At 62.9% G+C, this 14649-nt stretch carries 13 protein-coding genes; 5 read left to right on the top strand and 8 right to left on the bottom strand.

Annotated elements, in window-relative coordinates; all coding sequences use genetic code 11:
- The first annotated feature begins 28 nt into the window (after positions 1-28).
- Positions 29-970 carry a ring-cleaving dioxygenase gene (locus AB7951_RS03105; RefSeq protein WP_120287074.1) on the top strand — a complete coding sequence of 314 codons (942 nt, stop codon included), beginning with the start codon at positions 29-31 and terminating at the stop codon, positions 968-970.
- Entirely contained in the window at positions 967-1605 is a 639-nt protein-coding gene (locus AB7951_RS03100) for an alpha/beta hydrolase (protein ID WP_120287075.1), read from the top strand. The genes AB7951_RS03105 and AB7951_RS03100 overlap by 4 nt, the downstream gene beginning before the upstream one ends.
- Positions 1606-1779: 174 nt before the next feature.
- Here AB7951_RS03100 and AB7951_RS03095 read toward each other — a convergent pair whose 3' ends face one another.
- The 3 genes from AB7951_RS03095 to AB7951_RS03085 form a co-directional block, all read right to left on the bottom strand.
- Positions 1780-3477, bottom strand: coding sequence for a thiamine pyrophosphate-binding protein (locus tag AB7951_RS03095; RefSeq protein ID WP_158596717.1), 1698 nt, complete (start codon positions 3475-3477; stop codon positions 1780-1782).
- A gap of 208 nt (positions 3478-3685) precedes the next feature.
- Positions 3686-4009 (bottom strand): hypothetical protein, encoded by a 324-nt coding sequence (locus AB7951_RS03090; protein ID WP_199711962.1) that lies wholly within the window; start codon positions 4007-4009, stop codon positions 3686-3688.
- 141 nt (positions 4010-4150) lie between these two features.
- Complete coding sequence (locus tag AB7951_RS03085; protein WP_120287077.1) at positions 4151-5158, bottom strand: class 1 fructose-bisphosphatase; 1008 nt, start codon at positions 5156-5158, stop codon at positions 4151-4153.
- 155 nt (positions 5159-5313) lie between these two features.
- Between AB7951_RS03085 and AB7951_RS03080 the strand changes: the two genes are divergently transcribed.
- Together AB7951_RS03080 and AB7951_RS03075 are read left to right on the top strand one after the other, a co-directional pair.
- Positions 5314-6285 carry a LysR family transcriptional regulator gene (locus AB7951_RS03080; RefSeq protein WP_120287078.1) on the top strand — a complete coding sequence of 324 codons (972 nt, stop codon included), beginning with the start codon at positions 5314-5316 and terminating at the stop codon, positions 6283-6285.
- 98 nt (positions 6286-6383) lie between these two features.
- The gene (locus AB7951_RS03075) at positions 6384-7061 is read left to right on the top strand and encodes a biliverdin-producing heme oxygenase (protein ID WP_441255655.1); all 678 of its coding nucleotides are present in this window, start codon (positions 6384-6386) and stop codon (positions 7059-7061) included.
- Positions 7062-7220: 159 nt separating this feature from the next.
- On the opposite strand, the gene hemF is transcribed toward AB7951_RS03075, so the two are convergent.
- Positions 7221-8114 (bottom strand): oxygen-dependent coproporphyrinogen oxidase, encoded by an 894-nt coding sequence (hemF, locus tag AB7951_RS03070; protein WP_439059829.1) that lies wholly within the window; start codon positions 8112-8114, stop codon positions 7221-7223.
- A gap of 189 nt (positions 8115-8303) precedes the next feature.
- On the opposite strand from hemF, the gene hemE reads away from it, so the two are divergent.
- Complete coding sequence (hemE, locus tag AB7951_RS03065; RefSeq protein WP_441255654.1) at positions 8304-9350, top strand: uroporphyrinogen decarboxylase; 1047 nt, start codon at positions 8304-8306, stop codon at positions 9348-9350.
- 1105 nt (positions 9351-10455) lie between these two features.
- Here the strand turns inward: hemE and AB7951_RS03060 are convergent.
- From AB7951_RS03060 to AB7951_RS03045, 4 genes are all read right to left on the bottom strand, one after another.
- Positions 10456-11466, bottom strand: a complete 1011-nt coding sequence (locus tag AB7951_RS03060; protein WP_120287080.1) for a L,D-transpeptidase family protein — start codon at positions 11464-11466, stop codon at positions 10456-10458.
- Between the two features lie 112 nt (positions 11467-11578).
- A complete protein-coding gene (locus tag AB7951_RS03055) occupies positions 11579-12298 on the bottom strand; it encodes a ribonuclease activity regulator RraA (RefSeq protein ID WP_120287081.1) in 720 nt (239 codons plus the stop codon).
- A 12-nt stretch (positions 12299-12310) separates the two neighbouring features.
- A complete protein-coding gene (gene araD / locus AB7951_RS03050) occupies positions 12311-14050 on the bottom strand; it encodes an L-arabinonate dehydratase (protein ID WP_093757078.1) in 1740 nt (579 codons plus the stop codon).
- Positions 14051-14147: 97 nt separating this feature from the next.
- On the bottom strand, positions 14148-14633 hold the full coding sequence (locus AB7951_RS03045) for a MarR family winged helix-turn-helix transcriptional regulator (protein WP_439059830.1): 486 nt from the start codon (positions 14631-14633) through the stop codon (positions 14148-14150).
- Positions 14634-14649: the final 16 nt, after the last annotated feature.

Below are 14649 nucleotides of genomic sequence, written 5' to 3'. Positions count from 1 at the left end.
AGACGCCTTCCCAACCAGGAGACAGACCATGTCAGGCATCCACCATGTCACCGCAATCGCCGGTAATGCCTTGCGGAATTTCGATTTTTACACCCGCGCGCTGGGCATGCGCTTCGTCAAGAAGACCGTCAATTTCGACGATCCGGGCACCTACCACTTCTACTACGGCGATGAGACCGGCAAGCCGGGCACCATCCTGACCTTCTTCCCGTGGGAGCATGCGGCCCCCGGCCGTGGCGGCGTGGGCCAGACCCAGCAGACTTCGTTCCGGGTCCCTGCCCGCTCGCTCGGCTACTGGACGCATCGCTTCATCGAGAAGGGCATTGCCCATGAGGCGCTCGAAAAGCGCTTCGGCGAAGCCGTACTGCCCTTCACCGATCCGGACGGCATGAGCCTCGCTCTGGTCGGCGTTGCCGGCGCGGAGAATGAGCCCGGCTGGAGCAATGGCGACGTTCCGGCGGAGCACGCGATCCGCGGCTTCCATGGCGTGACGCTTCTGCTGGAGAAGGCCGAGAAGACCAGCGCGATCCTCATCGACGTGTTCGGCTTCAAGGAAACCGCGCGCGAAGGTTCGATCATCCGCCTGAGTGCCGACAGTGTCGAAGGCGGTATCGTCGATATCTATGAGGCCGGCGGTTTCCTGCCGGGTCGTCAGGGCCGTGGCTCGGTGCATCACATCGCCTTCCGCGCCGTCGATGACGCCGATCAACAGGTGATGGCCAACAAGCTGGTGAAGACCCACGGCCAGCAGCCGACGGAGCAGAAGGACCGTAACTACTTCCGCTCGGTCTATTTCCGCGAACCCGGCGGCGTGCTGTTCGAGATCGCCACCGACATCCCCGGCTTTGCCGTGGATGAGCCCGTCGAATCCCTCGGCGAGCATCTGAAACTGCCCGCGTTTCTCGAAAAGCATCGCGGCGAGATTGAGCGCGTGTTGCCGGCGCTCGACACTGAAAAGGTGACGTCATGAGTAACGACCTGTCCCACATTCATCGCTTCGCGCCGGGCAACCGGCGCGAGGCAACGCCGCTCCTGCTGCTGCATGGCACCGGCGGTGACGAAAGCGACCTGCTCCCGCTCGGCGAGGCGATTGCGCCGGGTGCAGCACTGCTCTCGCCCCGCGGTCAGGTGCTGGAACACGGCATGCCACGCTTCTTTCGCCGGCTCGCCGAAGGCGTGTTCGACGAGGACGACGTGGTCAGTCGCGCCAACGAGCTCGCGGACTTCATAGTCGAAGCCCGCAAGCGCTACGGGCTCAAAGCACCGATCGCGCTCGGCTATTCCAACGGCGCCAATATCGCCGCGGCAATGATGCTGTTACGCCCCGAGGCGCTGGCCGGCGGCATATTGTTGCGGGCGATGGTGCCGCTACGTGACGCGCCGATGGCAGATCTCGCAGCCAAGCCGGTACTGATCGTGTCGGGCCAATCCGACCCGATCATCCCGCCGAGCAATTCGCAACGGCTGGCTGTGATGCTGACAAAGGCGGGGGCCGATGTGCAGCATCGCACGTTGCCCGTCGGGCATCAGCTCTCGCAGGCAGATCTGACCATTGCGAAAGAATGGTTGGGGAATGTTGAAGCAACGAACCAAGCCGCGGCATAACCTCTCCCCGCCTGCGGGGAGAGGTCGAAGGCGAGCGCAGCGGAGCCTTCGGGTGAGGGGGAGTTAGTGGTTTGCGCTTAAGTGTATCATGCGCTCCCCCTCACCCGGCTTTCACGCGCTCCGCGCGCTTCAGCCGACCTCTCCCCGCCAAGCGGGGAGAGGTAAGAAGGCCAACTACAAGTTCGCGCCGCTGAACATCTCGCTATACCAATCCGCAATCAGCTTTGGATTGATGCGACCATCGACGATGAACACCCCCTGCGCGCCATCGGCAACCCAACGCTTTACCGCATCGAGATCGGCGAGCGTCCGCACAACAACGCCATCGGCGCCATATCCGCGCGCAATGGCCGCAAAATCGGTCACCGGAAATTGCGCCATACCCGCATTGTAGCCTTCCGGCCCGAAGTGATGCACCTCGGCGCTGTAGGCGCTGTCGTTATAGATGAAGATGCAGATGCGCTTCTTCAGCCGCACCGCGGTCTCAAGTTCCGCGATCGACATCAGAAAACCGCCATCGCCGACGGCCAGCACAGTCAGCCGCTCCGGCTGCGTCACTGCCGCACCGATCGCGCCGGCAAGGCCGAGACCGATGGACTGGAACGCAATCGGAATGCACCAACCCTTGTGGTCGGGCGCTGAAATATAGCGCGTCACCCAGCCGACAAAATGGCCGCCGTCGACAACGACCGTGCGATCCTTCGGCAGGATATCGTCCATCGCCTTGCTCAGCGTGCGCGGATCGATGTGGTCGGCAGTGCTGGTGTCGTCATAGGCCAGATTGTGGTTGCCCCTGGCAGTCATCACCGCGGCAACCGCTGGCGTGCGCCAGCCGGCCTCGCTGGGCGGCGTCTTATCAAACGCCTGCAACACGGCAGTGGCCACAGCCGATGCATCGCCTTCGAGCTCGAGATCGACCGGGCGATGCACGCCGATGCGGCCCTTCTCGACATCGATCTGCACGAGCTGAGCATAGTCCGAAATCAGCTTGCCCTTCTTCGTGGTCCACATGTTCAGCGACATGCCGAAAGCAAGGATCATGTCGCTCTGCGCGATCAGCTCAGCCGTTGCTTTCGAGGAGAAGCCTCCGGCCACGCCGAGATTCCACGGATGACCGGAAAACATCCCATGCGCCTGCAACGACGTCGCCAGCAACGCGCCAAGTTTGTCGGCCAGTTGAACCAGCAGCGGCTGCGCATCGGCCACGACAGCGCCATGACCCGCCAGAATCAGCGGTCGCTTCGATGTCCGGATCGTCGCAACAAGTTCATCCAGCTTCGCCGGATTGATCGTGACCCGCGGCATGATCGGCAAATGCTTCTTGCCCATCGTTGCCGTGACCGGCATCTCCTGCACATTGATCGGCAGGCTGAGCACGACCGGCTTGCGCTCGCGCAGAGCCACCGAGGCTGCTTTCCAGGTGTCGGCGTAAGCGCTCTGTGCATCGGTGATCTGACGCCACTCGCCGCCGACCGCGTGAACGAGTTCCGACTGATTGAAGGCAAATGCCGACTGCTTGTCGCCGAGCACAACGTCACCTGCGAGAACGAGCAAAGGCGTGTCGCTCTTGGCCGCTTCGCCGATGCCGGTGATCGCATTAGTCAAACCCGGCCCGGCCGTTACGCTGACGATGGTCAGGTCGCGCGTCAGACGCGCCGCCACATCGGCCATGCTTACCGCGCCGCCTTCGTGGCGCGCAGCGACAAACTCGACACCGAACTCGGTCAATCCGAGCGTCACCTTGAAATTTGCGCCCCCGACGAGGCCGAAACAGCGCTTGGCGCCGATGTCGGCGATCGCGCGTGCGACTTCGCGCCAGACGGTCGAGTTGGCTGGGGTGTGGTCGAGAACTGCAGCGGATGAGGATGTCATGAGGTCACTTTGCACCGATCGCGATCTCCTCGACATTCAAGGATCGGGCCAAAGTAGTTTAGGTCTAAAGGAATTGCCATATGTCGATCGCGCTGGCCCAATCACGTGATCGGGAGAGCGGAACAGACGCAAAAATGCCATCTGCGGTGATCCGCAGTGGCCAATTCCGCGCAGATACAGCCTTATTTGAGGGCAGATCGACGGGCGGCTACGCCCGTCCGGCGATCACCATGCTGTGCAGATCGTCGGCCATCTTCGGCGCAGCCGCGCCTTCAAGCGACGATCGCAGGGCCTCGATATCGGCATCCGGGACCGGGCGCCATCCGCAGGGGCACTGGCCGTCCTGATGGGCCGCCGCAACTTCGCGATAGGTCGAACCGATCGCGGTGGCCAGAAGACGCATCACCACATCGGGCGGCAGACGCGAACTGTCGAGCACGCGGCAGAACGTCGTCATGATGGCCTGGTTGAGATAGGTCTGTGCCGAATTCTCATCGGTGATATCGGAGACCTTGACCTGCTGCGGAAGCATGCGCGTATCCTTTGCGACCCCTGCGTTTGTCTAGGCCGCGGTCACGTCATGCTCAACCGGTTTCGGGTCGACTGGCCTTAGAAGCCCTCAAGCCTGTCATGTTTTGAATGGCTCAAAACAGGATGTATCGTGCGCACACCGCTATTCAGCTGCAGCCTGCGCTTGTCCCGCGCTGGCATCGAGATGCATGGCCTCGATACGTCTCACCTTGCTGATAGAACCCATGATCAGCGGCACGCGCTGATGGATCGCCGTCGGCGCGAGATCGAGAATACGCGCGCGGCCCGTGGTCGCACCGCCGCCGGCCTGTTCGACAATGAAGGCCATCGGATGCGCTTCATAGACAAGACGCAGCCGGCCATCGGCATAGCCCTTGCGCGCATCGGACGGATAGAGAAACACGCCGCCGCGGATCAGGATGCGATAGGCCTCGGCGACCAAGGCTGCGATCCAGCGCATATTGAAATTCTTGCCGCGCGGGCCATCGACGCCTGCGAGGCACTCTTCGACGAAGTCGCGCACCGGCGCTTCCCAGTGGCGATGGTTGGACGCATTGATGGCATATTCCGAGCACTCGGCCGGGATCTGCACGCGCTGGCGAATGCGCTTGTAGCTCCCAGCGGCGCGATCGAGCGTGAAGATTTCGACGCCATCACCAAGCGTGAGGACCAGCGATGTCTGCGGACCATAGACGACGAAGCCGGCAGCAATCTGCGCGCTGCCTTTTTGCGTGAATGGGATCGCGCCCTTCGACGTCGGCATGATCGAGAAGATCGTGCCCACCGTCATATTGGTTTCGATATTCGACGACCCATCGAGCGGGTCATAGGCAATGTCGAGCAAGCCGCCGTCGCGGATATCCGCCGTCTCGGCTTCCTCGGAGGCCAGCGCTGCCCACGACACTGATTTCAGTGCCGCGCGAACGATCTCATCGGCGCGGACATCGAGATCCTTCTGCACATCGCCATCGGCATTCTGCGCGCCCTGCGCCTCGCCGGTAATTCCGGCCAGCGCACCGCAGCCGATCAGGTCGGAGATTTCGATGGAGGCCTTGGCGAAGGCATCGACCGCAGCAGCCACGGCCAGCCGCAGCGGGTCCTGTCCGGCATAGTCAGCCGTATATCGGGACAGGGGCATGTGGTCGGTCATCGCAATCTCCGCAAAATACTGGGCTCCTTCTGGCACATGGCCGCGTCCGGAAGGCCCGGGAATGGCAGAAATGGGCCATTTTGCCCACAGATATTGACCGGCTGGGCCAAATAAAGGAACTTTCGTAAAAATTAGGCGGCGAAAGTTTTCCTTATATGACGAAGCGCTTCCGCGACATCTCGATCCGCCAGCTGCGTGCACTGACCGCGGTTGCCGCCAGCGGCAGTATTACGGCGGCAGCTTTGAAGCTGCGTCTGACACAGCCGGCTGTCACCTTGCAACTGCGCAACCTGCAAGGCCTCGCCGGCCTGCCGCTGATCCAGCGCACCGGCGACGGAATGGTCCTGACCGATGCCGGCCGCGAGGTGCTGGCGCTGTCGGAACGGATCGAGGCGGCGATGGCCGCCTGCGCAACATCGCTGGACATGATGGCCGGCAAAACAGGCGGGCGCATCTCCATCGGCGCCGTCAGCACCGCGAAATACTTCGTGCCCTTCGCCATCTCGGCCTTCGCCAAGCTCCATCCCAAGATCGAGATCTTGCTGACGGTCGGCAATCGCGAGGAGACCATCGCAGGCCTGCGCAACTACGATCTCGATATCGCGATCATGGGCCGGCCGCCGGCCGGAATCGACATGGATGTGAACCTGATCGGCGATCATCCGCATGTGATCATCGCACCGAGCGACCATCCCCTCGCGGGCAAGGTGCGCCTCACCATGAGCGATCTTGCAGGCGAGACTTTCCTGACGCGTGAGCCCGGCTCAGGCACGCGCGGATTGATGGAGCAACTGTTCGAGAGCGCAGGCTTGCGCGCCACGATCGGCATGGAGATGGACAGCAACGAGACCATCAAACAGGCCGTGATGGCCGGGCTCGGCATCGCCTTCATCTCCGCGCATACGGTGGCCACCGAACTGGAGCAGCGGCGACTGGTGATGCTGGATGTGATCGGCCTGCCGATCATCCGGCAATGGTTCGTGCTCAACCGCAAGGACAAGGTGCTGCTGCCGCCGGCGCAGGCGATGCGCGCATTCCTCGCCGCACAGGGCGCGCAGTTTCTGCCTGCGACGGAAACCGGAAAATCTGCGCCGGTACGCCGCAAGTCTCGCAGCCGCGCGCTGTAGCGACAGGCCAGGCCTCACCTTGTGGCATCCAGCGAGGGTGATATGGTGTCGCCAGCCCGAGCGCCAACACATCCCTTTATCAGTCATCGGAGAATTCAATGCCTGCTGCCTCGGCAGATAGCACTGCGCCCGTCAGCGCCGTGACCGCCCTTTATCTCGGCACCAAAGTGCTTCACACCGAAGCCGAGCGCTCCGGCATCATCAAGGACATGTTGCGCGGCGACGTCAGCCGCAAGGGCTATGTCCTGCTGCAACGAAACCTGCTGGCGGCCTATCAGGCGCTGGAAGCCGGACTTGAGAGCCATCGCGACACGCCAGCGCTCGCCGCACTCGCCCAGTATCGGTTCGATCGTGCATCGGCGATGCAAGCCGATCTCAATGTGCTGTGCGATGGCGATTTCTCCGCTGTGCCGATGCTGCCTGCCGGCGAAGCCTATGCCAAGCGCATCGCGGATGCCGCGAAGGGCGACGGCGAATTGCTGATTGCCCATGCCTATACGCGCTATCTCGGCGATCTCTCCGGCGGCCAGATTCTCAAGCGCCTGCTCGCCAAGAAGCCCGGCCTCGCGCCGGAGGAATTGTCGTTCTACGACTTCCCGGCCTATGCCGATTTGGCAGCGCTGAAGTCGGACTATCGCAACGCGCTCGACGAGGCCGGCAAGCTTGCCAAGAATCCGCAGGCGATCATCGATGAAGGCTCGGTGGCGTTCCAGCTCAACACCGATCTGTCCTGGGCGGTGCAGGGTGCGATCGAAGCGGAGCAGGTGGCTTCTTAGCCTCTCCCCGCCTGCGGGGAGAGGTCGACTTTCACATGCGAAGCATGTGGAAGACGGGTGAGGGGGAGCCAGTGTTTCACTCTCTGGCTCCCCCTCATCCGTCTTGAATGACCTTCGATCATTCAAGACACCTTCTCCCCGCAAGCGGGGAGAAGGAAATTACTTCCAGCTGACCAGCGGCGGCATCGAGCTCAGAATATTCTCGACGTTGCCGCCGGTCTGCAGGCCGAACATCGTGCCCTTGTCGTAGAGTAGATTGAACTCGACATAGAGCCCGCGCGTTTCGAGCTGCTGCGCGCGCTCTTCCTCGGTCCAGGCTTCCTGCATCCGTGCGCGCACGATGCGCGGATAGACATCGAGGAAGGCCGAGCCGACATCACGCGTGAACGCAAAGTCGTTCTCGAAATCGCCGGTGTTGAGCTGATCGAAGAAGATGCCGCCGACGCCGCGCGCCACGCCGCGATGCGGCAGGAAGAAGTAATCATCGGCCCAGGCCTTGAATTTCTTGTAGTAAGCGGGGTCATGCGCATCGCAGGCGCCGCGCATCGCATCATGGAACGTGATCGTATCCGGCGCATCGGCCTTGCGCTGCTCGGGCAGCATTGGCGTCAGATCCGCGCCGCCACCGAACCAGCCCACCGCCGTCGACAGAAACCGCGTGTTCATGTGCACGGTCGGCACGCGCGGGCTGCGCGGATGCATGATCAGGCTGATGCTGCTGGAGACGTAATCGAGCTGCGATCCGCCGCCGGGCATTTGCCGCGCCATTTCCGGCGACAGCTTGCCGTTCGCGCTTGAGGTGTGGATGCCGATCTTCTCGAACAGGCGACCGCCCGAGAGGAAGCCGCCGACGCCGCCGCCGATGCCCGTCGCGCGGGTCCACGGCTTGTAGGTGAACGTGGCCGGCGTGCCCGGAAACAGCGCCTGCGGCGCCTCGCGCTCCAGCGCCTCGATCTCGGCGCAGATGCGGTCGCGGAGGGATTCGAACCAGACCTTGGCGCGGGTGCGGTTCTGTTCGATTTCTGGACTGACGATCGGGGTCATGATGTTCATGGTCTTTTCGCTCATGATGTTCGTACAGTCTATATGCCGCCTGCGGCGCGATGACACCTTGAGATGCGTCAAAACGTGAGGTGAATCGCCGGTTTTGCCGAATTGCCGCGCCTCGCCAAGAGCGAAGCGGCGGTGTATCAGAGGCGGCAAAATCATGCCTTTCGGCACCAGTTTCCGGAACCCAAGCATTTGACCCAGTCCACGCCCCACAAGCCGTTCCTCGATGTCCTCGCCGGCCAGCGCCAGGCGGTGCCGCCGCTCTGGATGATGCGACAGGCCGGGCGTTATCTGCCCGAATATCGCGAGGTCCGCGCGCAGGCCGGCGGTTTCCTCGATCTGTGTTTCAATCCGGATTTCGCCACCGAAGTGACGCTGCAGCCGATCCGGCGCTTCGGCTTCGATGCCGCGATCATCTTCTCGGATATCCTGGTGATCCCCTATGCGCTCGGCCGCTCGGTGCGTTTCGAGGTCGGTGAGGGCCCGCGGCTCGATCCGCTGGATACGCCCGAGAAGGTTGCGACGCTTTCGCCCGAAGCGGATTTCAACAAGCTCGAACCGGTGTTCGAAGCGCTGCGCCGCGTGCGCGCGCAGCTCGATCCGAAGATTACGCTGATCGGATTCTGCGGCGCGCCCTGGACCGTTGCGACTTACATGGTTGCCGGCAAGGGCACGCCGGATCAGGCACCGGCGCGGATGATGGCCTATCGGCATCCGGAGGCCTTCGCAAAAATCATCGACACCATCGTCGAGAACTCGATCACTTACTTGCTCAGTCAGCTCAACGCCGGCGCCGACGTGCTGCAGATCTTCGATACCTGGGCCGGCATACTGCCCGCGGCGGAATTCCAGCGCTGGTCGGTGGAGCCGACCAAGCGCATCATCGCAGGTGTGCGTGCAAAGGCGCCGAATGCGAAGATCATCGGCTTCCCGCGCGGCGCCGGCGCGCTGCTGCCGAGTTATGTCGGCGCCACCGGTGTCGATGCCGTGAGCATCGACTGGGCCGCCGAGCCGTCCTTCGTGCGCGAACGGGTGCAGAGCCACGTCGCCGTGCAGGGCAATCTCGATCCGCTGGTACTGATCGCCGGTGGCGCCGCGCTCGATCGCGCCGTCGATGACGTGCTGGCGAATTATGCCAGCGGACGCTTCATCTTCAATCTCGGCCACGGCATCCAGCCGGAAACGCCAATCGCCCATGTGGAGCAGATGGTGAAGCGGGTGCGGGACTATCGGGGGTAACACCCCGCGCAACTCGTAGGATGGGTAGAGCCAACGGGTCGCGCAAAGCGCGCCCGATGATAAACTCCGCGAAACCCATCGCTTTCCTGGCTTGCAATTGATGGGTTTCGCTTCGGCGCAAACGCGCCTGCGCTCTACCCATCCTACGCCTCACTCTCTCGTTCGTCATGGCCGGGCTTGACCCGGCCATCCATCTTTCTTGTGCGACGGTGTGCGGGCCAAGCTGGATCCCCGGGTCAAGCCCGGGGATGACACCTGTGGTGCGGCGCCTCATCGCGCCGTCGCGGATTCAACTGTCAAACAGCCACTGCTCTTCAGACATGCGTCATCGCCCCCATTGTTTGCGGCGCGGGGGCGCCGTCGTCGCTTGCATCCCCGCCCCCTTGTGAGAGGGCGTGCGGAACGCCGGGTGCCCGTTGCACCCTTGGGCCTGATGCGATGCGGTCTTCCGCAATTGAGTGTGCATCAGGACTTTCGGAGGCGCCGAGCAAGTGCCCGACGTTCCGCCTGCGGTGTTTTTTCGGTTGCTTGCACTTTGCCTCGACGAACGCTCCGATCGCGAATTAAAGTCCCAAGGCGATGGGAAGGGAGCCTCAAGCGAGTAAGCCGAACGCGTTTTGACTTGGTCGTCCGTCACACTGTCCAGGGGTCTTTCCATCCGAAGGTCGGCCGTCTCCTTGCCAGTGGCAGTGCTGGCGCAGATCCGTCCTGCCCGAAGACAGACGTTCCCCCATGAACCGCGTGACGCCGCATCTCCGGCGTCCACCGCATCCCACCCCGCGAACGTGACGATCGCGATCGCCCCTCTCGGTGGGGCAGGACGGAGGGGAATATAAACCTGATAGAGATGCTGTCAACTGGGATAGGAAAAAATGTTTGACCGCTGTCTTGCCGCCCCACACCGTCATTCCCCGGCAAACCAATTGGTTTGCCTGAGGGCGCGAGAGACGCCGAAGGCGGCGTATCGCGAACCTCAGCCACTCCAATTGGCGTGGCTGGGAATCCCAGCATGTTCAGCGGAAAACACTCCGGGATTCCGGGTTCGCGTGCGGCTGGCGCCGCCCACGCCCCGGAATGACGAGGAGGACGCGCAATACCGCGCGCACTACTTCGCCGCCTGCTTGCCGTCGACGAAGCTGACTTCCACGCCCTTCTTCACGGACGCACCGAGGCGCTCCACGTCCCAGTTGGTGAGACGCACGCAGCCATGGGAATCGCTCTTGCTGACGCGGGACGGATCCGACGTGCCGTGGATGCCATAACTCTTCTCCGACAGGCCGATCCACATGGCACCGACGGGATTGTTGGGGCCGCCATTGATGGTGAAGGGCTTCGACGATTCCACGCCCTTGAACTTGTATTTCGGATCGTAACGATAGACCGGATTGGCGTGAACCGACGTCACTTTCAGTGCACCCGATGGCGTCGGCTTCTCCTCGCTGCCGACGCTGGCAGGATAGAAGGCGAGCAACGCGCCGTCCTTGGCGAAGGCCTTGACGGTCTGGCGGGCCTTGTCGACCTCGAGACGGCTGACCTTGTCCGGCTTGCGATCCGACAGCTTGACGATGGTGATGGTCTCACCGGCCTTGTCGAACTTTGCTTTGGGATTGAGCGTCTCGAGCAGATCCTGGCTCATATGGAAGCGTTCGCCGAGGGCTTCGCTGGCGCTGGTGTAGTCCAGCTTCTTCAGCGATTTCATCTCTTCCATCTTGACCGGAAGCTTGTCAAGGAATGGGCCCTTCACGTCCTTCTCGGTTAGCACATAGTCAGTCATGACCGGGTCCGATGATCCCGCCTGCAGCTTCGCCCAAATCTCCGGCGTCAGCGCCTTGCCGGACGGCAGGCTGTTGGCTTCCGCAAAAGCCAGCAGTGCCTTCTCCACATTGTCGCCGAACATCCCGTCGATCTCGCCCGGCGAGAAATGCGCGCGGTCGAGCAGCACCTGGAGCTTCACCGCCAGCGGGCTGAGCTTCTCGTCGGGCGGCAGCTTGCCGGTGAAATTGGCGGCGTTGATCGTCTCGGCATTGAAAGCCCTGGACGGCTTGTCGGAATCCTTGGCGAGGGCTGCGTCCTGCGCCAGCAGCGACAGTCCGACCGCGACGATGAGGCTGCGCATAGCGTCTCTTTCCGGCTGAGTGATGGATGATGCGCACGGGCGCATCTCTCCAAGACAAAGCCAAGAACCGCTTCTGGTTCCATCCTGACGCGATGCACCCCGTGATCGCGCTCTACCGCCCCTTCTCTTTCCGCCACGCTGCGAAATCCACCAGCGTTTGCTCATCGGTCGCCGGATAGAGCCCGAAGATGCCCTTGCCCTTCTGCACCTGTTCGGTGACGAAATCCTCGAAGGCGGTCATCTCGAAGGCCTCGTTGGCGATCTCGTCGGCAAGATGCGCGGGGATGACGATGACGCCATCGCAGTCGCCGAGGATCACGTCGCCGGGAAACACCGGCGCATCGCCGCAGCCGATCGGACCGTTGATCTCGATGGCCTGATGCAGCGTCAGATTGGTCGGGGCGCTCGGACGATGGTGATAGGCCGGGAAGCCGAGTTTGGCGATCTCGGCGGAATCGCGAAAGCCGCCATCGGTGATGACACCGGCAACGCCGCGTTGCGCCAGACGGTTGATCAGGATCGCGCCGGCGGACGCCGCACGCGCATCCTTGCGGCTGTCCATCACCAGCACGGCACCGGGCGGGCAATCCTCGACAGCCTTGCGCTGGGGATGCGAGCGATCCCTGAACACGTCGAGCTTGTTGAGATCCTCGCGCGCCGGCATGTAGCGCAGCGTGAAGGCCTCGCCGACCAGTGTCGGCTGGTCGGGGCCGAGTGGATGGACGTCCTGGATGCATTGCGCGCGGAAGCCGCGTTTGTAGAGCGCGGTGGCCACGGTTGCGGTGGAGATGGTCTTGAGTTTGGCGCGGGTCGCGTCGCTGAGCTTGGTCATGGGATCACTCACTCAATAAATCACGGGTTCTTTGACCGGCGCGCCGAAGTCAGTGCGCAGGAAGTCGAAGTCGCAGCCTTCATTGGCCTGCTGGATATGTTTGGTGAACATCCAGCCATAGCCGCGTTCGTAGTTGCGCTCCGGGGCTTTCCACGCGGCGCGACGCTTTTCCATTTCGGCATCGGAGATGTCGAGATTGATCGTGCGCGCATCGACGTCGAGGGTGATCATGTCGCCATTCTCGACCAGCGCCAGCGGGCCGCCGATGAAAGATTCCGGCGCCACATGCAGGATGCAGGCGCCGTAGCTGGTGCCGCTCATGCGCGCATCGCTGAGGCGCACCATGTCGCGCACGCCCTGCTTCACCAGCTTCTTCGGGATCGGCAGCATGCCCCATTCCGGCATGCCCGGCCCGCCCTGCGGACCCGCATTGCGCAGGATCAGCACGTGGTCGGCCGTGACATCGAGGCTCTCGTCGTCGATCGCCTTCTTCATGCTGGGATAGTCGTCGAACACCATCGCCGGGCCGGTGTGCTTGAGGAAGCGCGGCTCGCAGGCTGACGGTTTGATGACGCAGCCATCGGGCGCGAGGTTGCCCTTCAGCACCGCGAGCGCGCCCTCGGCGTAGATGGGATCTTTGACGGTTCGGATGACGTCGTCATTATAGACTTCAGCGCCGGCGATGTTTTCACCCAGCGTCTTGCCGGTGACGGTCATCACATCAAGATGCAGGTGCTCCTTGATGCGGCTCATCAGTCCCGGCAGGCCGCCGGCATAGAAGAAATCCTCCATCAGATATTTGTCGCCGGACGGGCGGACATTGGCGATCACGGGCACCTTGCGGCTGGCGATCTCGAAATCGTCGAGGCCGATATCCTGACCGGCGCGGCGCGCCTGCGCGATCAGATGGATGATCGCATTGGTGGAGCAGCCCATCGCCATGGCCACCGTGATCGCGTTCTCGAAGGCCTTGCGCGTCTGGATCTTCTGCGGTGTCAGATCTTCCCACACCATTTCGACGATGCGGCGGCCGCATTCGCTGGCCATGCGGATGTGACCGGCGTCTGCAGCGGGGATCGACGATGCGCCCGGCAGCGTCATGCCGATGGACTCCGCGATCGCCGTCATGGTCGAGGCCGTGCCCATGGTCATGCAGGTACCGTAGCTGCGGGCAATGCCGCCCTCGACCTCGACCCATTCCTTGTCGGAGATCTTGCCGGCGCGGCGCTCGTCCCAGTATTTCCAGGCGTCGGAGCCGGAGCCCAGCGTCTTGCCCTTCCAGTTGCCGCGCAGCATCGGGCCAGCCGGCAGATAGATCGCGGGATAGCCCGCGCTGGTGGCGCCGAGCAGCAGACCCGGTGTGGTCTTGTCGCAGCCGCCCATCAGCACCACGCCATCGACGGGATGGCCGCGCAACAGTTCCTCGGCGTCCATGGCCAGCATGTTGCGATAGAGCATCGTGGTCGGCTTCAGGAAGCTCTCCGACAGCGACAGCGCCGGCAGCTCCATCGGGAAGCCGCCAGCCATCAGGATGCCGCGCTTCACATCATCGACGCGGGTCTTGAAATGCATGTGGCACGGCTGCGCTTCCGACCAGGTATTGAGAATGGCGATGACGGGACGCCCGGCCCACTCCACCGGCGCATAGCCTTGCTGCATGGCGCGCGAGCGATGGCCGAAGGCACGCAGGTCGTCCGGCGCGAACCAGCGTGCGCTGCGGAGTTGATCGGGGGTCTTCTTGTGGCCCGGCATAATTCCATCCCTGTTTCTTTTTGCTTTGGCACGACTTACTTTTGCACGATGCGAACCAGTCAAGCCGGTCGAGTGTGCCGGATTCGACTGTAGCGGTTCAAGACCGCCTGGCCAATGTCCGGTCCGGCGCCTGTGCGTCTGCCAGCCGATGCGCTTCCAGTGCCTCGGCATAGAGTGCGAGACCTTCGGCCACCTTCTGACGCTGGGCCGGGGCCAGTTGCTGCAAGGCATTGGTGACCTGCCGCTGCCCATAGGCCTCGATGGCCTCGCGGGTCCGCCGCCCCTTGGCCGTGAGCAACAGCCGCTTGACGCGGCCGTCGCCGGCACTGGCGGCTTCCTTCAATTCGCCCGCGTCGATCAGCTTGCGGATCATCCGGCTGACGCTGGATTTCTCCAGCCCGAGAAACGCGGATAATTCGACCGCAGTCATCGCCTCGCGCGCGCCGATCTCCAGCAGCGTATGCACCGCCGATGGCGGATAGTCGGTCGCTGCAACCGTTGCCTGCATGAAACCGAGTTCGCGCACCATCAGACGCGACGCGGCGCGGATGTGATCAATCAAATCGGCGTCAATATCGGACAATCGCAGGCTCCTTGAC

It is taken from the genome of Tardiphaga sp. 285_C5_N1_2, assembly GCF_052076065.1.
Classification (GTDB): Bacteria; Pseudomonadota; Alphaproteobacteria; order Rhizobiales; family Xanthobacteraceae; genus Tardiphaga; species Tardiphaga robiniae.
Note: the sequence above shows the minus strand (reverse complement) of the source record. Positions and strands in the feature narration are given on the sequence as shown.